The 22,466-nt window shown below is 55.5% G+C and carries 21 protein-coding genes; 12 read left to right on the top strand and 9 right to left on the bottom strand.

Annotated features, from left to right (window positions below; genetic code table 11):
• The first annotated feature begins 29 nt into the window (after window positions 1–29).
• From B880_RS0111845 to yacL, 3 genes are all read left to right on the top strand, one after another.
• Complete coding sequence (locus B880_RS0111845) at window positions 30–779, top strand: hypothetical protein (RefSeq protein ID WP_017347628.1); 750 nt, start codon at window positions 30–32, stop codon at window positions 777–779.
• A 33-nt stretch (window positions 780–812) separates the two neighbouring features.
• On the top strand, window positions 813–2,201 hold the full coding sequence (locus B880_RS0111850; RefSeq protein WP_017347629.1) for a hypothetical protein: 1,389 nt from the start codon (window positions 813–815) through the stop codon (window positions 2,199–2,201).
• 158 nt (window positions 2,202–2,359) lie between these two features.
• Window positions 2,360–2,734, top strand: coding sequence for a protein YacL (yacL, locus tag B880_RS0111855; RefSeq protein WP_017347630.1), 375 nt, complete (start codon window positions 2,360–2,362; stop codon window positions 2,732–2,734).
• A gap of 41 nt (window positions 2,735–2,775) precedes the next feature.
• Here yacL and B880_RS0111860 read toward each other — a convergent pair whose 3' ends face one another.
• From B880_RS0111860 to B880_RS0111900, 9 genes are all read right to left on the bottom strand, one after another.
• Complete coding sequence (locus tag B880_RS0111860) at window positions 2,776–3,459, bottom strand: SDR family NAD(P)-dependent oxidoreductase (RefSeq protein ID WP_017347631.1); 684 nt, start codon at window positions 3,457–3,459, stop codon at window positions 2,776–2,778.
• Window positions 3,456–4,646, bottom strand: coding sequence for a sialidase family protein (locus B880_RS0111865; RefSeq protein ID WP_017347632.1), 1,191 nt, complete (start codon window positions 4,644–4,646; stop codon window positions 3,456–3,458). Before B880_RS0111865 ends, B880_RS0111860 begins: the two co-directional genes overlap by 4 nt.
• Before the next feature lies 1 nt (window position 4,647).
• Entirely contained in the window at window positions 4,648–6,069 is a 1,422-nt protein-coding gene (locus B880_RS0111870; RefSeq protein ID WP_017347633.1) for a sodium:solute symporter family protein, read from the bottom strand.
• A gap of 100 nt (window positions 6,070–6,169) precedes the next feature.
• A complete protein-coding gene (locus B880_RS0111875; protein ID WP_017347634.1) occupies window positions 6,170–7,213 on the bottom strand; it encodes a cyclase family protein in 1,044 nt (347 codons plus the stop codon).
• A complete protein-coding gene (locus tag B880_RS0111880; RefSeq protein ID WP_017347635.1) occupies window positions 7,210–8,544 on the bottom strand; it encodes an MFS transporter in 1,335 nt (444 codons plus the stop codon). The genes B880_RS0111875 and B880_RS0111880 overlap by 4 nt, the downstream gene beginning before the upstream one ends.
• Window positions 8,545–8,627: 83 nt before the next feature.
• Window positions 8,628–9,947 (bottom strand): MFS transporter, encoded by a 1,320-nt coding sequence (locus B880_RS0111885; RefSeq protein ID WP_017347636.1) that lies wholly within the window; start codon window positions 9,945–9,947, stop codon window positions 8,628–8,630.
• A 135-nt stretch (window positions 9,948–10,082) separates the two neighbouring features.
• Complete coding sequence (locus tag B880_RS0111890; RefSeq protein ID WP_017347637.1) at window positions 10,083–11,036, bottom strand: phosphoglycerate dehydrogenase; 954 nt, start codon at window positions 11,034–11,036, stop codon at window positions 10,083–10,085.
• Window positions 11,037–11,091: 55 nt separating this feature from the next.
• A complete protein-coding gene (locus B880_RS0111895; protein ID WP_017347638.1) occupies window positions 11,092–11,973 on the bottom strand; it encodes a dihydrodipicolinate synthase family protein in 882 nt (293 codons plus the stop codon).
• A 14-nt stretch (window positions 11,974–11,987) separates the two neighbouring features.
• Window positions 11,988–13,136 carry an iron-containing alcohol dehydrogenase gene (locus tag B880_RS0111900; protein WP_017347639.1) on the bottom strand — a complete coding sequence of 383 codons (1,149 nt, stop codon included), beginning with the start codon at window positions 13,134–13,136 and terminating at the stop codon, window positions 11,988–11,990.
• A gap of 207 nt (window positions 13,137–13,343) precedes the next feature.
• On the opposite strand from B880_RS0111900, the gene dtnK reads away from it, so the two are divergent.
• The 9 genes from dtnK to deoC all read left to right on the top strand — a co-directional run bounded on the left by dtnK (window position 13,344) and on the right by deoC (window position 22,434).
• The gene (gene dtnK, locus B880_RS0111905) at window positions 13,344–14,642 is read left to right on the top strand and encodes a D-threonate kinase (RefSeq protein ID WP_017347640.1); all 1,299 of its coding nucleotides are present in this window, start codon (window positions 13,344–13,346) and stop codon (window positions 14,640–14,642) included.
• Window positions 14,635–15,615: a D-threonate 4-phosphate dehydrogenase gene (locus tag B880_RS0111910; protein ID WP_017347641.1), complete on the top strand. Its 981-nt coding sequence runs from the start codon at window positions 14,635–14,637 to the stop codon at window positions 15,613–15,615. Before dtnK ends, B880_RS0111910 begins: the two co-directional genes overlap by 8 nt.
• A 6-nt stretch (window positions 15,616–15,621) precedes the next feature.
• On the top strand, window positions 15,622–16,389 hold the full coding sequence (locus B880_RS0111915; RefSeq protein ID WP_026042597.1) for a DeoR/GlpR family DNA-binding transcription regulator: 768 nt from the start codon (window positions 15,622–15,624) through the stop codon (window positions 16,387–16,389).
• A gap of 167 nt (window positions 16,390–16,556) precedes the next feature.
• Entirely contained in the window at window positions 16,557–18,146 is a 1,590-nt protein-coding gene (prfC, locus tag B880_RS0111920) for a peptide chain release factor 3 (protein ID WP_026042598.1), read from the top strand.
• A gap of 464 nt (window positions 18,147–18,610) precedes the next feature.
• Entirely contained in the window at window positions 18,611–19,207 is a 597-nt protein-coding gene (gene osmY, locus B880_RS0111925) for a molecular chaperone OsmY (protein ID WP_017347644.1), read from the top strand.
• Window positions 19,208–19,308: 101 nt separating this feature from the next.
• Window positions 19,309–19,470 carry a DUF1328 domain-containing protein gene (locus B880_RS26075; RefSeq protein WP_017347645.1) on the top strand — a complete coding sequence of 54 codons (162 nt, stop codon included), beginning with the start codon at window positions 19,309–19,311 and terminating at the stop codon, window positions 19,468–19,470.
• Window positions 19,471–19,693: 223 nt separating this feature from the next.
• A complete protein-coding gene (locus tag B880_RS0111935) occupies window positions 19,694–20,743 on the top strand; it encodes a patatin-like phospholipase family protein (protein WP_026042599.1) in 1,050 nt (349 codons plus the stop codon).
• Window positions 20,740–21,513, top strand: a complete 774-nt coding sequence (locus B880_RS0111940) for a metal-dependent hydrolase (RefSeq protein ID WP_017347647.1) — start codon at window positions 20,740–20,742, stop codon at window positions 21,511–21,513. Before B880_RS0111935 ends, B880_RS0111940 begins: the two co-directional genes overlap by 4 nt.
• Before the next feature lie 141 nt (window positions 21,514–21,654).
• Window positions 21,655–22,434 (top strand): deoxyribose-phosphate aldolase, encoded by a 780-nt coding sequence (gene deoC, locus B880_RS0111945; protein WP_017347648.1) that lies wholly within the window; start codon window positions 21,655–21,657, stop codon window positions 22,432–22,434.
• The last annotated feature ends 32 nt before the right edge of the window (window positions 22,435–22,466 follow it).

The following is a 22,466-nucleotide window of genomic DNA, read 5'->3' on the forward strand; positions in this document are numbered from 1 at the left end:
ACTCTGCGTTTTATACAGGAAGCTTAATTATGGCGATCGTCATTCACTCTCCCGCTGCGGCGGCACTGGCAACACACGCTTATCCGATTGGCGCAGGTAAAAATCAGGAGCGCTACACAGAGATCATCCAGCACAGCCAGCACCCCGGTGTCTGGCATAGCCCACTTGCCGCGCAGCTGATGCCGTTTATGGCTCAGATCCCGCAGCTTAAAAATCACAATCTGGTACTGGGTTACTTTGATGCTGCACAGGCAGAGCCTCTGTATCTCGACTCTGCCACCGGGCAGTCGCTGACACGCCAGGATCTCCAGGAGAATCCCAGAGATGTGGCGGCCATCGTCAAATTTGACCATCACTTCGAACCGTTGTTTATTCGCGGCCAGCATCCCGAGCCCTATCACAACAAACTTTTCAAAGTCAGTGAGATGACCTTGCCTCAGGCACTGGCCGTCGCGGCGCAACCGAAAAAACTCGCGAATGCGCCAGGCCACTGGATCCGCCATGAGGGGGATAACATCAGCCAGCAGTTCAACGATCTACTCCAGCAGCGCAAAGCCAGTAATGCGCCATTCCCGGCCACCAGTGATTTAAATCGGGCTTTACTTCAGGTCGAGCAGCAGCAAAGAAAACAAGCGCAGGATATAAGCGGAGAGCCGCTGCGTAGCCAAAAACTAAACCAGAAGCCGAGCAGATTTTGGCCCGCTAATCTTTTCTCGCATAAATCCCCAAAACCGGTGGTCTCTACGGAGACATGGCGTCCGTTAAAAGATGTGTTTTAAGCCAATGTAACGCCTAACTGTAAGGAGATCGCCATGGGAATCAATGCGGTACAACCTACCATTACTGGCGCTACACCACCTGCCAGCGCGGTGGGAACAGAGGTGGTAGACAAAGCCAGACAAACCTATCAGCAGCTTATTGCCACATTAGATCACCCGGCATTATGGACCAGCCGGATGTCAGGGGCGTTGGTCTCTGAACTGGCGAAAACACCCCTGCTGAAGGGCCGGGCCGCAACGCTGATTGTGCTGGATCGTCAGCAAAATATTTTCAAGGCGGTCGACTTACGTAGCGGCAGAGAGCTGGATGCGGCCAGCGTCAATCTGAGTAAAAGTCAGCAGTTGATCATTGAACGTAGTGAGCAGGAAGCGGATGGCTGCTTTCGGGTAATCCACAACGACAGGGGGTATGTAAAATTTGATCGACATCCTCAGGGTGGGTTTGGCATCCGTAATGACCCGCGCAATCCCACTTTTACCACCCCGGCCTCGTTCCCGTTTCTGGATTCCCTGGCGCTGGCGCTGTTCAGTCATAAAAAGAGCCGCAGCGCGATGGCGATTGCAACCCACCGTGAGATGTTACGTCAGCAACTGCGCGCTGTTATACAGGAGAAAATCGCGGCTATGGGGCCAGGCCTGACTAACGATGCCCATGCACCGCGTATTATCGCCCCTCATCCCAAACGGCCACTCACAGCACCTTCACTTTCCGCGCCCGGTTTTAACTCCGTACCTGTCGTGCAACCGCTCAATAACGCGCACATTGCCGCTACGCTCCATGACAATACTTTCTGGCAGAGTAAGAATGCGGAGCCAATGTTGCCGCTGTTGGTCCAAACGGAAATGATGCGATCACAGGATAGCGTACTGGTACTGCTGGATCGCGCAGGTAAAAAGTTTCACGCCTGGGATTCTCGTACCGGGCAGCATGCGGATTTAAAACAGGCGATTCAGGACAAACGTCATCAGATCACCATCGAGCGAAGCGGTTCTGGTTACCGTGCGCTTCGCGATACACAGGTCGATAAGCTGTTGAGCACGACCCATTCTCAGGATGATTTAGCTGCACACCCTCTGATCTCCTTACCGGAAGCGATCGCTACCGGGCTTTACCCCCTGAATCTTACGGGAAACAGGACGCTGAGCGCCAAAACCACTCGGCTGCTACAGCAACAGGCGTACCAGTTAGTGGCTGAGCGGCAGAAAGAGGCTGGGTGGCGTACGGAGAATGCTCAGCCTTTGCAGCTGATAAGCAGCCATAAGCCAGTAATCGATTCGGATTCGCTACCGCAGTCGAAAAAACGTCATGGGGTAAAACAGATGATTCCTGCTGCTATATCCTACGTTGTCCGAACCGCAACGCAGATTACGCAGGCTGTTTCAGCCGGGATCGGTTCACTGTTTAATCGCCATCACTCATAACGTTCAAGCCATTCCGGCAGCGGCGGTTTCCCGCCGCTGAGGCTGATTTCCTCGCAGATTACGGGCATAATGCGGCCACGATCACATATCACTTTCCGGTTGTGCACAACACTGAAGCTATGCCGCATAACCGCCGCGTTTTGTTTGAGGAAAACCCTATGGAATATGAATTTCTGCGCGATCTGAGCGGGCAGGTCCGCGTGCGTATGTCGATGGACCATGAAGCCGTAGGGCACTGGTTCAATGAAGAAGTGAAAGACAATTTCGGCCTGCTGGAAGAAGTTGAAGCCGCGATTGCGTCAGTGAAAGGCAGCGAGCGCCAGTGGCAGCGGGTGGGTTGTGAATACACGATCTGGCTGGATGAAGAAGAGGTGATGATTCGCGCCAACCAGCTGGAACTGGAAGATGACGGCATCGAAGAGGGCATGAACTACTACGACGAAGAGAGCCTCTCTTTCTGCGGCGTCGAAGACTTCCTTGCGGTGATCGCCGCCTATCGCCAGTTCATGCAGCAGTATGGTGCTAAGCGCTAAGCGCTAAGCGCTGAGCGTGAAGTCACGCTCAGCCCTCAAGATTATCCGAGCGAAGCTCCCCCGCACAGCACTAGTTGCTGGCCGGTAATCGGCGCGGCGCTGGGTGAAAGCAGGTAACTCACCAGGTCTGCCACCTCCTGTGGCTGAATGTAACGACCCATTGGCGGCAGCTTCGGCGGTGAACTTTCTCGTCCTGGCTGTTTTAGCATCGGCGTTTCGGTGGCTCCAGGCGCGACGATATTGGCGGTAATGCCGCGCGGAGCCAGCTCTGCCGCCCAACTGCGCACCATTCCCACCATTGCGGCTTTGGTTGCAACATACTGACTGCGGCCCGCGGCGCCCGTGGAGGTTCGGCTGCCGATCAGCACAATGCGCCCGCCAGCCTGCATTTGCGGCGCGATGTGGTTTGCCAGTTGCTCAGCGGCGCTGATGTGCAGCGCCCACAGACGTTGGCTCGCCGCCAGATCGAGCTGCCCCAGCGGGGCTGCCTGCATCATCCCTGCCGCATGAATTAAAGCCTGCGGTATCGGCAGGTCATCCAGCACGCGCTGTAAGGCGGTGGCATCACTGATATCCACCTGGTAGGTGTGCAGCGCGGGGTGGGTGTTATCCACCGCCGAGCGGCTCAGGCCGATCACCTGCCAGCCGGAGGCCAGCAGGTTTTGCACTATCGCCTGGCCGATGCCGGAGCTGGCTCCGGTGACCAGCGCGGTATTGGCTTTCACGCAGCACCTCCAGTAGCCCAGCTCTCTTCAACACACACGTATTTGATCGCCTGGCGGAAATAGGTGTAGGCGATATGCAGCTCGCCATTAATGCCCTGTTTAATACTGGGGTAAGAGAATTCACGGTTGAGTTTCTGCTGTGAATTGTTGGTCATGCAGTAACCGTCGCCCTCATCAAGATTACGCTGCCACGGCCAGCTCAGGCCGCCGTCGGTAGAAATGGCCAGCGTCATCGGCGCGCGAGGCGCTCCCCAAAACGCAGTACGCCCGGTATGCACCACCGGCTCGACAGCAACGGCAACCTCATCTTCTTCATCTTCAATTTCATCGTACAGTGACAGGCGACGCTCGGTGGCATCCGCAGCGCTCATGGCATTAAACACCAGCGCAAGGTGGCCGTTGCGCAGCGTTGTCACCTGAATGGATGAGTTGTTGTTCGGCAGGTTCAGTGGTTGTGGCGCACTCCAGCTCTCGCCGCCATCCTGTGAACGGCTTTGATAGATGTGATCGGCCCAGCGGCTGCGATACAGCGCCAGTAGCGAGCCATCTGCCAGCAGCGTGATGTTCATGTGCACGCAGCCAAGGCTGTCCGGCACGGCAACGTCACGCCAGCTTTGGCCCTTGTCGCTGGAGATTTTCACGGCGCTGGTATCGTGGTTGCCAACCCATTTTTCTCCTGGGTTAATGGTGCAATAGAACACTGGCAGCAGCCAGTTACCGTTTGGCAGTACCACCACAGGCTGGCGAATAAAGGTGCCGGGCTGATCCAGTAAAGTGGCAATTGGCCCCCAGCTGCGACCAAAGTCCGATGACTGGCGGAAGCGCACAATGGCGGTATCCTGATTGCCAGATTTTTGCGCCGTCCACATCAGCCACAGGATGTTGTCCGGGTCGAGGAACAGTACCGGATTCTGCTCAGAGCGGGTCGGATCGTCGGAAAGTTTCTCCGCCGCTGACCACTGCTGGCTCCCTTTGCTCAGGCGTGAACACCAGACGGAGATATCGGCAATCCCTTCCTGCGTACCGCCAAACCAGACGCACAGTACATCGCCATCCGGCAGCGGGAGCAAGTTAGCTGCATGGTTCTGCGGGCAGCCGGAAGGTAACATCGCTACCTGCTGTTGCGCATCCTGGGGGTGAGCCGCGACAACGCCACTACGTTCAACGGTTACGGTTTCCTGAGACATATTAAACTCCACTTTTCTGAATATTGTGACGCGGCTGAGTGTGCGTCCTGGTCTGACGGGAAGGGATACAGCGATCGATAACCATGATCACAGCCGGTGTAATCAGGGCAATGTACATATTGTCGATGCCAAACGGGTTGCCCAGCAGGAACCACACGGAAGTGACGACACAGGCCCCAATCAGGCCGGCGTTGGCACCGCGTGTGCTTTTAAACCACGGCAGGTAAAAGGCCATGATGGCCACCACGGTAATCGACAAGCGAATGGCGCGGGTGAAGAACGACAGCTTCAGCACTTCCGGGAAGAACAGCACAAACAGCAGCGGGAAGAAGCCGATACCAATCGAGATCCAGCGCGTCATGCGGAATTCACGTTCTGGCGTTGGGTTGCGGTACGGCACGTAAAAATCTTTAACCACCAGCGAAGCGATAGCCAGTGCCACCGTTCCCACGCTGACAAAAATCGACGCCACCAGCGAGGTGGTCACAATGCCCGCCAACCACGGTGACATATCCTGTAAAAACACCGGCAGGGCATAGAGGCTTTTGATTTCCGGGTGGACGAACTTCGCCGCCACGCCAATCAGCGCCATCGCCAATCCAATCGGCAGGCAGAAGAAGAAGGCGACCCAGGTTGCGCGCTTAGCCGATGCCACATTTTTAGTGGAGGAGATAGCCTGAATCACAAACTGCGTACAGAAGATGGAACCCACGGTCCCGATTAACCAGGCCACAATGGTGCTGGCACCCACGTGCCCATCCCACGTCCAGTAGAAATCAGGCATCTGTTTGATCATCGGCGTAATGCCTCCGGTCATTTTCAGTGCCACAAACAGAATAATCAGGATACCGGCATATTTCAGCGCACTGTGCAGCATCGTCACCCATGCCACGCCTTTCATACCACCAAAGGTGAAATAGAAGGTGCTGACAATAGCGGTGATAAAGGCGGCCTGGGTCAGATTGATCTTCAGGACGGTAGAGATGGCCGCCGCACCGCTGATGTAGTTACCCACATTAACCAGCAGCAGGGCGTAGATCATGATGATCGAGATAATATTGCGGGTAGATGTGCCATATTTCTCAGCAATTGCGCCGGAAATGGTGATCTTCCCGGTGTTATAAATGCGCTTAACCAGCAGCAGGCCAAACAGCGGGAAGCCGATGGCTGCGCCAATCACTGACCAGGAGGCAGCAAAGCCATCTTCAAACGCGGCCTGTGCTGTACCAATGGTGGATTTTGCGCCGATATATTCCGACATCAGCATGATCCCGACAATTAACGCCGGCATCGCGCGGGAACCCTCCATAAAGTCGCCGCTGCTCTTACTGCGTAAACGCCACGTAAGCCAGGTGGTAAAAAGTATGTAGGCTATCACCATGCCAACAATCAGCAGGGTATTTTCGGTAGAGAATGCGTTCATCTTAACCTCGTTGGTGTGCTGGCGGCGGCCTTAGGGCGCGTCTCACACAGCTGTAGGGAACAAAGGAGATGTCCAGTACCTGCCACTGGCAGGTCCGGGTTTATACCGTGGCAATTGGCGTCGCGGGCGACCCCACTGCACCAGGTAGCCGAAGCGGCGGTGCTGTTAATAAAAAGGCATAACGCTGCTGCCCGGCCAGCCAGTCGGCGAGGGGGCTCATCAGCCAGAGCTCGCCGAGGTAAACCCCCAGACGGAACAGGCAGAGATCGTGCAGCGGGTGAGAAGGGTAAAAGTCGGCGTTGAGCGGCGTCGCGGGGAGGATCTCCACCGCCGGATTATCCGCCAGTAGAGCCACCACACCGCTGTCATGGATCCACTGGCGTAGCTCCGCATCGCTGCCGTCTAAGCCAGCAAAATGGGTGCTGAGAAATGCCATATCCGGCTCACCGTTCATCGCAATGATCGCTTCGTCCATCCCGGTGCGGAAGCAGATGAGATCGCCGGGGCGGATCTCGATCCGATCCGCCTCGATGATCTGTTGCAGATGGCGATAGCCAAAAGCAAAGCGTTTAATACCGAAGTGACGTTTGATATCGATCATCACCGCACGTCCCTGAATACCGTGCTGGGCCATATGTTCAATCCCTAAGCGCTTGGCACCAAGGTGTGTGCCTTGATCGCAGCCACAGCCCGCGCGGTAGTCGGTTTCTCCGACGATATCCACGCCCGCTTTATAGCCGTTGTAGAACACCATCTCCGGCTTGCCGTTATCGTTCACGTCAAACCACTGGCCCATGTGCGCCAGGCTATCCCACTGGGTGGAATATTGCAGCGCCAGCGTCACGCTATCGTCACAGATGACATCACTCAGGCGCGCATCATCCCGCGACAGGGGATAGGTCATATTGGCCAGCTCGCCGCGTCGGGTGGCATTAAGCTGTGGTGGCAAACGACGTGGGTTCATCGCGGTGCCACCGGGCAGATCGAGCGGCAGGCTGAGGCAGAAAGTCCGTCCTTCCTGCACTTCTGCCACTCCCTCCCGCACCTTGGCGGCGGTCAGCAGGTTGAGGCGACCGAGCTGATCGTCCGGGCCAAAATCGCCCCAGGTTGAGAGCGGAGGACGTTTTTTCCAGCGAGCGGTCATACGCCACTCCTTACATGAGAGGTATCAGACTGCGATTGTGGCAGCGACATACGCTGTACGCGCGGTAGCCAGAAAGCGTAGACCAGCGCGCCAAGAATGCCGACAACGCCAGCAATCTCCAGCGGCACGGCAAACGAGTGGGTGTACTGCATTAATACGCCAATCAGGATCGGCGAGATAATCCCGGCCATGTTCGCCGCCATGTTCTGGATCCCGCCAATGGTCGCGACGTTGGCGCGGTTAGGAGCCACATCCGAAGGTAGTGCCCAGAGTGGTGCAGCAGCAAAAGTGGCACCGAAGTTGGCGATGCACAGTGCGGTCAGCGCGAGGCCAACGTTGGGTGCAAATGCTGCCAGACCAATGGTGGCGCTGGCGATCATTCCCGCCGCCAGCGGAACTTTACGCGCCACGCTCAGTGAGTAGCCCCGGCGTACCAGCCCGTCGGACAGTAAGCCGCCACACCAGCCGCCAATAATCGCCGCGATTCCCGGCAACATGCCAAGAACGCCAAATTGCATCAGCGACAGGTGGAAGGTCTCAACCATGTAGGTCGGGAACCAGGTGAAAAAGAAGTAGGAAACGAAATTGACGCAGAAGAAACCGACCATCATCGCCTGTACCGCCCGCTGGCTTAACAGCTGACGGACGCTCATCGGTGCACCGGTTTCGGCATCCTGATTCTCTTCAATCAGGGCGATCTCTGCGGCGCTGGCGGAGGGGTGCTGGCGCGGATCGCGATACCAGAAGTACCACAGCAGCGCCCAGCCCACGGCGACCACGCCGGAGATGACAAACGTCATACGCCAGCCTACCAGCGCAATCAGAAATGAGATCAGTGGAATCGCCAGCGTGCCGCCAATTTTACTGCCGTTATTGAAGGTGGCGGCGGCGAAGCTGCGTTCCTGGCGCGGGAACCAGCGCGTCACGGTAGAAGAACTGGCCGGATAGGTTGGCGCTTCGACGGCACCCAGTACAAAGCGGAAGCCCACCAGCGCACCTACGCTGCTGGCAAGGCCGCAGGCGGCGGTTGCCAGGCCCCAGCCCAGGCTACTTAGTGCAAAGGTAATGCGTGGCCCGAGGCGATCCACCAGCCAGCCACCAGGCAGCTGGAACAGGACATAGCTCCAGAAAAAAGCTGACAGCAACAGGCCACTGTCAGTCGGCGAGAAGTGGAGATCTTTCCCCATAAATGGGATCGCCACGCTCATCGCGGCGCGATCGATATAGTTAATCGCCACGCCGATTGAGAGTACGGTAAGGATTACATAGCGAAACTTGCCTGTTTTTCCCCCGGCGTCAGGCGCGGGGATTCCCTTGGAATTAAGCGACATCATCGCCTCCAGGTGATTGTTATAAGTTGGCTACAAGAGGGTGCCGTGCAGGTCATCCCACACGGCACAGATACCAGAGGCGATCAGTGTACGCTGGCTGCCCCGTGAGGATGCTTAACCTGTTCCTCATCCACGATAGGCTCAACTTTACCCATCAGGAACAGATAGTTAAGGATGCCAATCACCACCAGTACGGCTGAGAAGACCAGCGCCCAGGTAAAGTGGCCGGTGGCACCGACGATAGCGCCCGTAATAATCGGACCCACTGCACCGCCCATGTTGGAAACGGTGTTCTGTAATCCGGCAACAATAGACACGCTGTTCTGCGGAGCCACGTCACCCGGTAAAGCCCAGACCTGAGAGGCGGCAACGGTAGTCCCCGATTTGGCGATGCACAGCAGCAGCACGGTCATGAATACGGAGTCAGTGAAAGGTGCAAAACCGATGCACAGCGCCATCAGCAGACCAATGGTCAGGAACAGCTTGCGGGTTGCCGTCAGAGAGAGCACTTTGTTGTGCACCATACGGTCAGAAGCCCATCCCGCCAGCACTTCAATCACCATGCCGCAAATCAGTGGCAGCGCAGCGACCATCCCCATTTTCAGGAAGTCCATGCCTTTATCTTTCACCAGGTAGGTCGGCAACCAGGTGATAAAGAAGTAGGAGGTGTAGTTAATGGTGAAGAAACCAATGCACATCGCCCAGATATTGCGATAGCGCAGCAGTTTGTACCACTTCATTGGGCGTACGCTTTTATCGCCATGTTTCTGCGCCTGACCGTCACGGATCAAACGTACTTCAGTCTGGCTGATCGACTTATGATCTTCCGGATTCTCGGAGTAGATAAAGTACCAGGCGATCACCCAAATCAGGCCGATCGCACCGATCGCCAGGAAGGTCAGACGCCAGTCGAACATCGCGATCATAAACACGATCAGCGGCATGGCGACGGCACCGCCAAATTTTGAGGCGCTGTCGAACAGGCCAGATACGGTGGCGCGTTCACGGTCCGGGAACCAGCGCGCGGTGATCCCTGCATTGCTTGGGTAAGCTGCCGCTTCACCCACACCCAGCGCCAGGCGCAGCGCCAGCAGGGATTTAAAGCCGGTTGCCAGTCCCATCGCCATCGTCGCCACGGACCACCAGGCAACCGCAATACCCAGGCCTTTCTTTTGGCCGAAGCGATCGGCAAACCAGCCCGCCGGGATCTGCAACAGCGCGTAAGACCAGAAGAAGGCGGCCATGATAAAGCCCATCATCTCTGGATTAATGTTCAGTTCTTTGATCAGATGCGGAGCCGCAGCGGAAAGCACCGTGCGATCAATATAGTTAATGGCGATCGCCAGCCACATCAGGCCTGCGATCCACCAGCGAATACGTGTAGAGGACAAGGTGTTGTTCATAATAATAATCACCTAAAAAAGGGCGCATCTCTCTGCAGATGCATCGGCCTGAGACTGCCGGATCGCGTAGGGTAAACGATCCGGTTTCCTGTTATATGCCGCGATCCTGCAGCGAAAGTCGGGACCTGGCTGGCGTTATGCCAGTCCGTTCATCACGTTCACCGGGCGTTCTGCCTGGCGAAGACATTGAATAATCTGTTGTACGCAACGCTCGCCGATGGCGCTGATCGCCCCGTCGGTGTAGCCCGCGATGTGGGACGTAGGGATAAAGTTGCTTAAGGTAAACAGCGGGTGTTGCGCCAGCGGTTCCTGTTCGAAGACATCCGCCGCGGCACCGGCAATCACGTTATCTTGCAGGGCGTGGAACAGATCTTGTTCATTCACCACACCACCGCGAGAGACGTTGATCAGGAAGGCGCTTTTCTTCATGCGGCTCAGACGGGCGCGATCAAACAGGTTGCGCGTCTCATTGGTGAGCGGCGTGTGCAGCGTAATAAAGTCGCTGCTTTCAGTGAGTCGATCGAGGCTGACAAATTCAATGCCGTGTTCGGCCGCAAACTTCTCATCCGGGTAGAAATCAAAGGCAATCACGCGCATGTTGAAGCCTTTAGCGCGCAGTGCCACCTGCTTACCGATATTGCCAAGGCCAATAATGCCCAGGGTTTTGCCATAGACATCGGTCGCGAAGATGCGAGGCCAGTTACCCGCGCGAGTCTCGACAGCGGCCTGCGTAACCTGACGGGCGCTGTTGAGGATCAGGGCAAAGGCGAAGTCTGCTACTGCGTGTTTGTTGGCGTCTGGCACGTTGGTGACATAGATCCCGCGCTCGCGGGTGGCATCCAGATCGATGTTATCCACGCCCACGCCATGTTTGCAGACGATTTTCAGCTGTGGTGTTTTTGCCAGCAGCTCGGCATTTACCTCGGTGAAGGCGACGATCATCGCTACGGTTTCAGCCAGATGCGGCTCCAGCGCGGACAGCGGCGCATCGGCTGGCAGCGTGACCAGTTCAAAGCCGTGAGATTTCAGGGTTTCAACCGGCGTAGCATCATATTTGGCAAACGACGGTGAGGTGCAAATCACTTTCATAACGGTTCCCGGTGTCAGGCTAAGTAGCCCGGATACAACGATCCGGGCAGAAAAATCACAGGTACTGGCTGATGATCTGGCGGATCTTCTGCTCTTCGGCAGCACTGAACTGCACCGCGTAGCGGCTGTCACCCACGTCATAGCCTTGCAGGGCTACCGCTTTCTTCACCGCAGCAGGGGAGAACGCCACGCTGTAGAGATCGGTACGCAGCCCGGTAACGTTTTCCTGCGCCTGGCGCGAGCCTTCGATATCGCCGGCGTTGAAGCGTGCCCAGATGGCGTTAATCGCCTCTGGTGCGGCGTTGGCAAGACCAGAGATACAGGCTGAGCAACCGTCCACGAAGCCCTGATGGATCAGTGAGTCTGGACCGTTCAGCACGTCGAAACCGTCGATGTCTTTTACCGCATTGATATAGCCGCTCAGGCTCTCGTAGCTGCCTGCGCTGTCTTTAATGCCGATAATGTTCGGGTGCGCTGCCAGCTTACGCACGGTTTCTGGCAGCAGGGTGTTGCCGGTACGTGCCGGGATGTTGTAGAGGAACAGTGGCACGTCCAGGGCGTCAGCCACGTTCAGGTAGTGGTACTCCAGCTCTTCCTGTTTTAGTGGTACGAAGTACGGGGTAATTACCGAGACGGCATTCACGCCCAGCGCCGCAATCTGCTTGCCGAGGCGAATCGTTTCACGGGTGGAGATCTCGCCAATGTGTGCCACTACTGGCGCGGCCCCGTTGACTTCTTCCATGCAGGTTGCGGTGACGGCGACTTTTTCCTGTTCATTCAGAACGAAGAATTCGCCGTTGGTGCCGCCGCAGAAGATGCCGTTGCCCGCATTCAGCTGACGACGTACCTGCTCACGCTGAGCGACCGGGTTGAAAGCGCCTTCTTTATCGAAGGTGGTAACGATGGCGGTCAGTACGCCGTTAATTTTTTTGCTCATAACAAAACCTCAAATTAAGCCTGGTGAGAAGGGAACAGCGTCAGATAAACCGCGCGCACATCTTCGGCGCTGACGGCAGTTGGCACGTTTTTCATTAAACGCTGCACGTCTAACGCAGCTTCCACTAAGTAGGGCAGGTGATCGGGGCCGATGCCCAGCGCTTCCAGGCTGTCTGGCAGCTTCAGGCGCTGTACCAGAGCGGCAAAATAGTCGACCAACGCATGGGATTTGGCTTCTTCATCCAGTGAAGCATCCGCGTCTGGCAGTAAATCGTATGCCTGAGCAAATTTGCTCACGACTGCCGGGCGCACAAAGCGCATGCAGGAGGTCAGCAGAATGGCATTGGCAACACCGTGTGGCAGGTGATATTTGCCACCCAGCGGGTAAGACATCGCGTGAACCAGATGCGTACCGGCGTGGGCAATGGCTGCGCCGCCATAGTAAGAAGCCCACAGCATATCGAGACGCGCTTCAAGATTGGTTGGCTCGTTAACCGCAGTTTCGATGCTTTTAAACAGCTTTTTCATACCAATCAGCGCGTAATTGTCGCTGACCGGGTTGGAAACCGTGGCGGTGAAGCACTCAATCAGGTGGCACAGGGCGTCAATGCCGGTAGAAGAGGCGATATGCGCTGGCATGCTGGTAGTCAGTTCTGGCACTAACGCAACGTAATCCGGCAGCATCACCGGGGAAATGATACCGACTTTGGTCTCTTTTTCCGGGATCGCTAAAATCGCATTCGGCGTGGCTTCAGAGCCGGTACCGGCGGTGGTCGGGATCAGCAACGAGCAGGTGCGCGACTGCGGTTTTTCACCAGCCAATAAAGCATCCAGCGTTGGCGCGCCTGCTACGCAGAGTACCGAGAGCAGTTTGGCAACATCCAGTACGCTACCGCCGCCGACGCCGATCACGATATCGACATCTTGCGTTGGCAGAGCAGCAACAATTGCCGCGACATCATGCTGGCTCGGCTCTGGCGGCACGCTGTTAACAACCGCAACGCTGGCAACATGCTGCTTAAGCTGAGCGATCAATGCCTGTACCGCCGGGATACCTTCAATATTTTTATCGGTTACCAGCAGGGCTTTGCCCTTGCCTTGCAGGAGGTAGCTAATGTCGTTCAGCGCCTGGTAGCCGCTAATCACCGTGCTGTTGATATTCATCACATGCCCTTTATTACAGTTTACTGACTGAATGATTAAATTTGCTCACTGCCTTGTTTGCAGCGGTTACAGTGGGTGTGTTCACTGCCTGTGGACTAATTTATAGGTCAAATTGATTTCAAATAATTTGATCTTGCTCACATATAATCAATCATGATTGAATATAATCATAAACGTAATCTGATGGTGCAGCGAACAGGAGAAACGATGGCGCAACCCACATGGCAAACCCCGGTTCTGGTGATTGCCGATGACTTTACCGGTGCCAATGATGCAGGCAGTGGACTGGCTCAGGCCGGAGCCCGAGTGCATGTATTGTTTGACGCCGCGACGGCAGCCAGTACACAGGCTGCTGATGTGTGGGTGATCAGCACTGACAGCCGGGCTGTAGCCCCCGGTGAAGCCGCTCGCCGCGTGACTGAAGCGCTGCATCACCATCAGCAGGCTGCGGATCGCGGCTGGATCTTCAAAAAAATCGACTCCACGTTGCGCGGTAATGTCGGCGTTGAAATCACCGCCGCACTCAGCAGCAGTGGCAAACAGTTAGCGCTGGTCGCGCCTGCGGTGCCCAAACTGGGGCGGATTACTCGCCACGGAGAAGTGCTGATTGATGGCGTTGCGCTGACCGAAACGGAATTTGCCAGTGATCCGAAAACGCCAGTAATCAGCAGCCGGGTACTGACTCAGCTCCAGCTTCCGGGCGAGGTGCTCTCACGTGCACAGTTAAAACAGCCGGATCTCTTCCAGTGGCTTTCCAGCCAGCAGGGTGTCGTGGTCGTGGATGCCGAAGACGAAGCCGATCTCTCGTTGCTTATTGCCGCTGCGGCGCAGTTATCTCCGACGCCACTATTGGTCGGGGCTGCGGGCTTAAGCGATGCGCTGGCGCGGCAGTCAGGCCAGGCCGCTGTACGACCTGCCACTGCTCAGCCCGTGGCCGCAAAACAGCCACAACCGGTGCTGGCGGTGATTGGTTCTATGAGCGTCAGTGCGCAGCAGCAGATTGCCCAACTGGCCGGGCAACGCGAAATCACGCTAGTGGATATCGATATCACTCAGTTATTTGCACAACCGGCGTGGCCGGATAGGGCGCACTGGTTTGAGCGCAGCCTGAGCGCGCTACGTCAGGGCCAGCACGTGGTGATCCGTACCTGCCAGCAGGCAGAGCAACGCCACCAGATTGATGCGTTGTGCCAGCAGCACCGGATCACGCGCCAGCAGTTAGGTGAGTCTATCTGCCAGTTTCTTGGCGAATTGAGCCAACAGTTATGTCACGCATGTCTGCCTGCGGCGCTTTACCTGTCAGGTGGCGATGTTGCCATTGCTGTCGCCCGGTCATTGGGTGCCAGCGGATTTCAAACAGAAGGGCTGGTGGCGGGATGTGTTCCCCACGGGCGCTTACTTAACAGTGAATTTACCCTGCCGGTGATGACCAAAGCGGGCGGCTTTGGTGATGAAAATACCCTGGTAGAAGCCATTCGTTTTATTGAGGAGAAGTCGAGTGAGTAAAATTATTGCGGTGACCATGGGCGATCCGGCGGGAATCAGCCCGGAGATCATTATTAAATCACTGGCTGAGGGCGATCTCTCTGGCGCTCCGGCGGTTGTGGTTGGCTGTGCCAGCACACTGCGCCGCATCCTGGCGCTGAACATCACGCCACAGGTTGAACTGCGCGTGGTAGATAATGTGCAGCAGGCACACTTTGCGCCAGGTATTCTGAACGTTATCGACGAGCCACTGGCCAATCCTGAGGCGTTAAAGCCTGGCGTTGTGCAGAAAGAAGCGGGCGATCTCGCCTGGCGCTGCATCAAGCGTGCTACGGAACTGGCCATGGCCGGTGATGTGCATGCCATCGCGACTGCGCCGCTGAATAAAGAAGCGTTGCACTCTGCCGGCCATATCTATCCAGGGCATACCGAGCTGCTGGCGCATCTGACCAACACCAAAGATTACGCGATGGTGCTGTATACCGATAAGCTGAAAGTGATTCACGTCACTACGCATATTGCACTGCGCAAGTTCCTGGATACGCTGAACTGCACCCGTATTGAAACCGTGATTGGCATGGCGGATGCGTTCCTGCGCCGCGTCGGTTTTGAAAACCCACGTATCGCCGTGGCAGGGGTCAATCCTCATGCCGGTGAGAATGGCCTGTTTGGTGATGAAGAGATCACCATCGTAGGACCTTCTGTGAAGGCGATGCAGGCCAAAGGCCTTAATGTTTCTGGACCTTGCCCGCCAGATACGGTGTTCCTGCAATGCCAGGAAGGACAGTACGATATCGTGGTGGCTATGTACCACGATCAGGGACATATCCCACTGAAATTACTTGGTTTTTATGACGGTGTAAACATTACTGCTGGCCTGCCATTTATCCGTACTTCTGCCGATCATGGCACCGCTTTCGATATCGCCTGGACAGGAAAAGCGAAGTCTGAGAGCATGGCAATCTCCATCAAACTCGCGATGCAGCTTGCTTAAGGATATATGAAGGGACAAAGTCGCCTTGACCAGATTATGGACTATTTAAAGAGCCATAATCTGGTGACCGTTGACCAACTGGTGAGCGCAATTTCTGCCTCACCAGCGACCATTCGACGGGATTTGATTAAGCTGGACAAGGAAGGTGTCGTTAGCCGCAGCCACGGCGGTGTAACGTTAAACCGGTTCATTCCCAATCAGCCCACCACGCAGGAAAAATCCCAGCGTCACCTGGCAGAAAAGCACGCTATTGCAGTAAAAGCCGCCAGCTTTGTGCGTAGCGGTGATGCGATTGTGCTGGATGCCGGTACCACGATGCTGGAGCTGGCGCGGCAGTTGACGCACCTGCAATTACGGGTGATCACCGCGGACCTGCACATTGCGCTGTTCTTGTCTGAATTCAAACAGATTGAAGTGACGATCATTGGCGGGCGCATTGATGACTCCAGCCAGTCATGCATTGGCGAACATGGTCGCCGCATGCTGCGCACCATCAATCCGGATATCGCGTTTGTCAGCTGTAACTCCTGGAGCCTGGAGCGCGGCATTACTGCGCCAACCGAAGAGAAAGCGGGACTGAAACACGATCTGCTGATGAACGCCCGGCGGCGTATTCTGCTGGCGGACAGCAGCAAATATGGCTCGTGGTCGCTGTTCCGTGCGGCTCCGCTCGATCAACTCACGGATATTGTCACTGACTGCCATCTGGATGAAACGGTAGGACGTAGCCTCAGCGAGCGCGGCATCGCGCTGACCCTGACGCGCGAAGGTTGAACAATTTAACGTCATAGTGATCCGGCACTAAATCTTGTATCATATGCCGCCTCAATTGTGCCGGGCAGCTGGGTGAGCGCGCCCGTGCTCCTGTCGGTTCGTCATACCGGCTACGTGAATTATCAGCAGTGCCGCCTGCGGCGCTGCCCCAACTGAAGAACTCACTGATGTCTATTGCTCTCTTTTTAGAAGAGGTGGCTCGCCGCCGCACCTTCGCGATCATATCGCACCCGGATGCCGGTAAGACCACCATCACCGAGAAGGTGCTCCTGTTCGGACAGGCGATTCAGACCGCCGGAACGGTAAAAGGCCGTGGCTCCAACCAGCATGCAAAATCTGACTGGATGGAGATGGAGAAACAGCGTGGGATCTCGATTACCACCTCGGTGATGCAGTTCCCGTATCGTGACAGCCTGGTTAACCTGCTGGATACCCCAGGGCACGAAGACTTCTCCGAAGATACCTACCGTACCTTAACGGCGGTTGACTGCTGCCTGATGGTGATCGATGCCGCGAAAGGCGTCGAAGATCGTACCCGTAAGCTGATGGAAGTTACCCGTCTGCGCGATACCCCGATCATCACCTTCATGAACAAACTTGACCGCGACATCCGCGATCCGATGGAGCTGCTGGATGAAGTTGAAAGCGAGCTGAAGATCGCCTGTGCGCCAATCACCTGGCCTATCGGCTGCGGCAAGCTGTTCAAAGGGGTTTACCACCTCTACAAAGATGAAACCTATCTTTATCAGACCGGTAAAGGTCACACCATTCAGGAAGTGCGTATCGTTAAAGGGCTGAATAACCCGGATCTCGATGCCGCAGTGGGTGAAGAACTGGCTAGCCAGCTGCGTGATGAGCTGGAACTGGTACAGGGTGCTTCCCATGAGTTTGATCACGAACTGTTCCTGAGCGGCGAAATTACCCCGGTATTCTTCGGTACCGCATTGGGTAACTTTGGTGTCGATCACATGCTGGATGGCCTGGTTGACTGGGCACCGACTCCAATGCCACGCGTAACTGATTCGCGTACCGTTGAAGCGAAAGAGGAGAAGTTCTCTGGTTTCGTCTTCAAAATTCAGGCCAACATGGACCCGAAACACCGCGACCGCGTAGCGTTTATGCGTGTGGTGTCAGGTAAATATGAAAAAGGCATGAAGCTGCGCCAGGTGCGTACCGGTAAAGACGTGGTGATCTCTGACGCGCTGACCTTTATGGCGGGTGACCGTTCACACGTTGAAGAAGCTTTCCCGGGCGATATCATCGGTCTGCATAATCATGGCACCATTCAGATCGGCGATACCTTCACCCAGGGTGAGAACATGAAGTTCACCGGTATTCCGAACTTCGCCCCAGAGCTGTTCCGTCGTATTCGCCTGCGCGATCCTCTCAAGCAGAAACAGCTGCTGAAAGGCTTGGTACAGCTGTCGGAAGAGGGTGCGGTTCAGGTATTCCGTCCGGTACATAACAACGACCTGATCGTTGGGGCCGTCGGTGTGCTGCAGTTTGATGTGGTCGTGGCGCGTCTGAAAAGCGAATACAACGTTGAAGCGATTTATGAAGCGATCAACGTTTCAACCGCACGTTGGGTTGAGTGCAGCGATGCGAAGAAATTCGACGAATTCCAGCGTAAAAATGAGGTTAACCTCGCGCTGGATGGCGGCGATAACCTGACTTACATCGCGCCAACGATGGTGAACCTGAACATCACCCAGGAACGCTATCCCGATGTAATATTCCGCAAAACCCGCGAACACTAATCGGCCGTCATCCTTCGCGCCACAGGTGCGTTGGCTGTCCTCGCTCACCCCGGTCACATACTAAAGTATGCTCCCGGGGATTCGCTGCGGAGCCGCCTTCCTGTGACACGAATGATTTAGGCTGATGATGCTTGTGGGTTAAGGCATATAAGGCATAAATGACTGGGGCAATGGGCTAGGGTTGTTGGTGTCAAAGCGGCGTTAAGCGGTGCCAAAGTTAAGCATAACGGGCTATTCAGTAATGAATGGCCCGTTTTTTATTCCGATACAGACTGTTCCTAAAACCGCTGCACTTTCCCCTTTTTGGCGAGTTTTCAACCACTCTGGCCAGCAAAAAAACCAGTAGCATCTATGATTAGTTCTGTCGGGCGGCAAAAACGCTGCCGACCAGTAACGCAGTGACGCCGTTTGTCGCTGCCGCTTTCAGCTTGAAAGCCAATAACACTGACAGAAGGAATTTATCGATGAATAAGACCAAAATTACTCAGACTCTGATGGCCGTGATGGTAGGTAGTGCATTGCTGAGCGGAAGTGCGCTGGCAGCAACCGAATCCACCTCTAGCTCACTGGGAAATAAAATCGATAGTTCAGCGAATAAAGTCAGCAGCTTTATGGGTGATAGCTCTGTCACCGCAAAAGTTAAAGCCGCGCTGGTCGATGATAATGCGATTAAAAGCACCGACATTTCGGTAGCCACAGAAAAAGGTGTGGTGACCCTGAGCGGATTTGTGACGTCGCAAAGCCAGGCAGAAGCGGCGGTAGCCGTAGCGCAAAAAGTTGAGGGCGTGAAATCAGTTAGCGACAAACTTCACGTGCGTGACAGCAAATCGTCCTCGTTGAAAGGTTATGCGGGTGATGCCGCAACAACCAGCGAAATAAAGGCTAAACTTTTAGCTGATGACATCGTTCCATCGCGCAACATCAAAGTTGAAACCACCGATGGCGTCGTACAGTTGTCAGGTACTGTTACCACTAAAGCACAGTCGGACCGTGCAGAAAGCATTGCCAAGGCCATTGAAGGCGTGAAAAGCGTTAAAAATGACCTGACGGTGAAATCTTAACGGTGTGCAGGTGCGCCAGGTTCTGACTGGCGCACCATTACAGAAAACCCATGTCGGGGATGGAATAAGCAATTCAATTCCAATAGGTTAAGGAGAAGCTTATGTTTCGTTGGGGTATTATCTTTTTGGTTATCGCTCTCATCGCTGCGGCATTAGGATTCGGCGGACTGGCGGGCACAGCAGCATGGGCAGCTAAACTTGTCTTTGTGGTCGGTATTATCATATTCCTTATCAGCCTGTTTACCGGGCGCAAAAGACTCTGACTAACCACTTCCGCCTCACTGCATTAAGCATACAGCGGAGACCAGTTATCGGCAGCCACTTCTCAAGTAACAAGGCCGTTACGCTATTGGCTGCGATGGAAACCCGCGCTTTACTGCGCGGTTTCCGGTCTGAGGGATTAAATAACTGGTTCTCCGGGATGCTTAACCTCACCTGATCTGTTATCAGTATCCCCGAGAGAGCCCGCATGATTAGGGGATGATCTTGGGTACTCGCATTCCAGTAACGCTGGGGGCTATTGAGCCTCTGGCGCTGTTACCGTTTAAAGCCAGAAAAATAGCGTTAGTGTGTGAAGGCGGTGGGCAGCGCGGTATTTTCACCGCAGGGGTGTTGGATGAGTTTCAGCGCGAAAAATTTAATCCCTTTTCCCTGTTTATCGGCACTTCGGCTGGCGCACAAAATCTCTCGGCCTTTGTCTGTGGCCAAAAAGGCTATGCCCGGCGCGTGATTACGCGTTACACCACCAACAAACTTTTTTTTGATCCCCTGCGTTTTGTGCGTGGTGGGCATCTGATCGATCTCGACTGGTTGGTGGATATCACCAGCAATGAGCTACCGCTGGCAGTGGATGTCGCGCACGGTCATTTTGATGCGGGACGTGAGTTCTACATGTGCGCCTGTCGCAGTGATGATTACACGCCAGCTTACTTCTCGCCGCATCAGGGAAACTGGCTGGATTACATCCGCGCGTCCAGTGCGATTCCGGGTTTTTACCGTTCGGGCGTTGAGCTCGAGGGCGTGAATTATCTGGATGGAGGGATCAGCGATGCTATTCCGGTGCGAGAAGCGGCGCGACGGGGTGCAGATACCATCGTGGTGATCAGAACCGTCCCTTCCCAAACGTTTTATACGCCCAAATGGTTTAAGCGCATGGAGCGTTGGCTAGAGAGCAGTATGCTGCAACCGATGGTGCGCATCGTGCAGCAGCATGAAGAGAGCTACCGTGAGATTCAGCAGTTCATTGAGGACCCGCCAGAGAATCTCCGCATCATTGAGATCTATCCGCCGCACCAGTTGGCCAGTAGTGCGCTGGGCAGCCGTGTGAATGCGCTCAATCATGACTACCATCTGGGGCGGCGCTGTGGACGCTACTTCCTCGCGACCATGGGGCAGTGGTTAAGCGATGCGGAAATTGCCCCGTCAGTACGAGTTACACCGCCTGCGCCCGTTGCTAATGCACCGGATAATCGGCCAATTATGACGCCGCAAGTGGCAGATAACGATGCTGACTTCGATGCAGGTTCGCTGGCATGAGGTTTATCGATACCCACTGCCATTTTGATTTCCCCCCGTTTATCGATGATGTCGCTGGCAGCATCGCCCGAGCTGCCGCAGCCGGCGTCGAACGGATTATTATCCCGGCAGTAGAAGCCAGCCGTTTTGCCACGGTCAGCCAGTTAGCACAGCAGCACGATGCGCTCTACGCCGCGCTGGGGCTGCATCCCATCGCGATTGCGCGCCATCAGGACAGCGACCTCGACGAGCTGGAAACCTGCTTGCAATTCCCAGACAGCAAGCGGGTAGCCATTGGCGAAGTTGGGCTGGATCTGTATATGCCGGAGCCGCAGTTTGAACGGCAGAAATGGCTGCTCGAAGTGCAGCTAAAACTGGCGAAAAAGTATGATTTACCGCTGATTTTGCACTCGCGCCGCACGCACGATCAGCTGGCACTGTTACTGCGCCGCCACAATGTTGCGCGTTGTGGTGTGGTGCACGGTTTCGCGGGCAGTCTGCAACAAGCCCAGGCTTTTATCAAACTGGGCTATGCCATCGGGGTGGGGGGCACCATCACTTATGAACGTGCCAGCAAAACCCGTCAGACCATTTCGCAGTTGCCGCTCTCAGCCCTGTTGCTGGAAACCGATGCACCAGACATGCCGCTAAATGGCTTCCAGGGAGAACCGAATCGGCCAGAACGGGCGCGCAATGTGTGGCAAACGCTGTGTGAGCTGCGCCCGGAAGCCCCAGAGGTGATTGCCGAGGCGCTGTGGCATAACAGCCAGCGGCTGTTTACGCTGTCATGAAAAATGCGATGAGTTGTGATAAAAATCACATATAATTGAATCATATTACGCTGATTTACCGTCTCGTGTGATTATGATCGCAAAATATATGCGGTAAATTGTTAGAATTATCACATCTCGTTCTGCTCTGTGGAGAGTTTCATGACTGATATTACCGCCGCCGCGCGCCGCGCCCTGCAACTGATGGATTTGACCACCCTGAATGAAGACGACACCGACGAAAAGGTGACGGCGTTGTGCCATCAGGCCAAATCTGCGGTCGGCAATACCGCGGCCATCTGTATCTATCCACGCTTTATTCCCCATGCGCGTAAAGTGCTGCGTGAACAGGGTACGCCGGAAATTCGCATTGCCACCGTTACTAACTTCCCGCACGGCAACGATGATATTGAGATTGCGCTGGCCGAAACCCGGGCGGCGATCGCCTATGGTGCCGATGAAGTGGATGTGGTGTTCCCGTACCGCGCCCTGATTGCCGGTAACACGCAGATCGGTTTCGATCTGGTTAGCGCCTGCAAAACGGCCTGTGCCGAAGCGGGCGTGCTGCTGAAAGTGATCATTGAAAGCGGCGAGCTGAAACAGGAAGCGCTGATTCGTCAGGCGTCGGAAATCGCGATTGAAGCCGGCGCTGATTTTATCAAAACCTCCACCGGGAAAGTGCCAGTTAACGCGACGCCAGAAGTGGCAGAGATCATGCTGACGGTGATCCGTGATAAAGGTGTCGCGCAGCAGGTCGGTTTTAAGCCTGCTGGCGGCGTGCGTACCGCAGAAGATGCCGCACTCTACCTGCAACTGGCCGACCGTATCCTTGGCAGTGAGTGGGCAGATGCACGTCACTTCCGCTTTGGCGCTTCCAGCCTGTTGGGCAGCTTGCTCAAGACTTTGGGTGTCGCCACCGAAACCGCTCAGAGCGGCTACTGATTGACGGCGCGGCAACGGTGCCGCGCTAACCT

It is taken from the genome of Pantoea sp. A4 (assembly GCF_000295955.2).
In the GTDB taxonomy this organism is placed as follows: Bacteria; Pseudomonadota; Gammaproteobacteria; order Enterobacterales; family Enterobacteriaceae; genus Pantoea; species Pantoea multigeneris.

Excerpts from the sequence above, each read along its gene's own strand:
- B880_RS0111845 (WP_017347628.1), top strand. The coding sequence starts at position 30 with ATGGCGATCGTCATTCACTCTCCCGCTGCGGCGGCACTGGCAACACAC.
- B880_RS0111850 (WP_017347629.1), top strand. The coding sequence starts at position 813 with ATGGGAATCAATGCGGTACAACCTACCATTACTGGCGCTACACCACCT.
- yacL (WP_017347630.1), top strand. The coding sequence starts at position 2,360 with ATGGAATATGAATTTCTGCGCGATCTGAGCGGGCAGGTCCGCGTGCGT.
- B880_RS0111865 (WP_017347632.1), bottom strand. The coding sequence starts at position 4,646 with ATGTCTCAGGAAACCGTAACCGTTGAACGTAGTGGCGTTGTCGCGGCT.
- B880_RS0111870 (WP_017347633.1), bottom strand. The coding sequence starts at position 6,069 with ATGAACGCATTCTCTACCGAAAATACCCTGCTGATTGTTGGCATGGTG.
- B880_RS0111875 (WP_017347634.1), bottom strand. The coding sequence starts at position 7,213 with ATGACCGCTCGCTGGAAAAAACGTCCTCCGCTCTCAACCTGGGGCGAT.
- B880_RS0111880 (WP_017347635.1), bottom strand. The coding sequence starts at position 8,544 with ATGTCGCTTAATTCCAAGGGAATCCCCGCGCCTGACGCCGGGGGAAAA.
- B880_RS0111885 (WP_017347636.1), bottom strand. The coding sequence starts at position 9,947 with ATGAACAACACCTTGTCCTCTACACGTATTCGCTGGTGGATCGCAGGC.
- B880_RS0111890 (WP_017347637.1), bottom strand. The coding sequence starts at position 11,036 with ATGAAAGTGATTTGCACCTCACCGTCGTTTGCCAAATATGATGCTACG.
- B880_RS0111895 (WP_017347638.1), bottom strand. The coding sequence starts at position 11,973 with ATGAGCAAAAAAATTAACGGCGTACTGACCGCCATCGTTACCACCTTC.
- B880_RS0111900 (WP_017347639.1), bottom strand. The coding sequence starts at position 13,136 with ATGAATATCAACAGCACGGTGATTAGCGGCTACCAGGCGCTGAACGAC.
- dtnK (WP_017347640.1), top strand. The coding sequence starts at position 13,344 with ATGGCGCAACCCACATGGCAAACCCCGGTTCTGGTGATTGCCGATGAC.
- B880_RS0111915 (WP_026042597.1), top strand. The coding sequence starts at position 15,622 with ATGAAGGGACAAAGTCGCCTTGACCAGATTATGGACTATTTAAAGAGC.
- prfC (WP_026042598.1), top strand. The coding sequence starts at position 16,557 with ATGTCTATTGCTCTCTTTTTAGAAGAGGTGGCTCGCCGCCGCACCTTC.
- osmY (WP_017347644.1), top strand. The coding sequence starts at position 18,611 with ATGAATAAGACCAAAATTACTCAGACTCTGATGGCCGTGATGGTAGGT.
- B880_RS26075 (WP_017347645.1), top strand. The coding sequence starts at position 19,309 with ATGTTTCGTTGGGGTATTATCTTTTTGGTTATCGCTCTCATCGCTGCG.
- B880_RS0111940 (WP_017347647.1), top strand. The coding sequence starts at position 20,740 with ATGAGGTTTATCGATACCCACTGCCATTTTGATTTCCCCCCGTTTATC.
- deoC (WP_017347648.1), top strand. The coding sequence starts at position 21,655 with ATGACTGATATTACCGCCGCCGCGCGCCGCGCCCTGCAACTGATGGAT.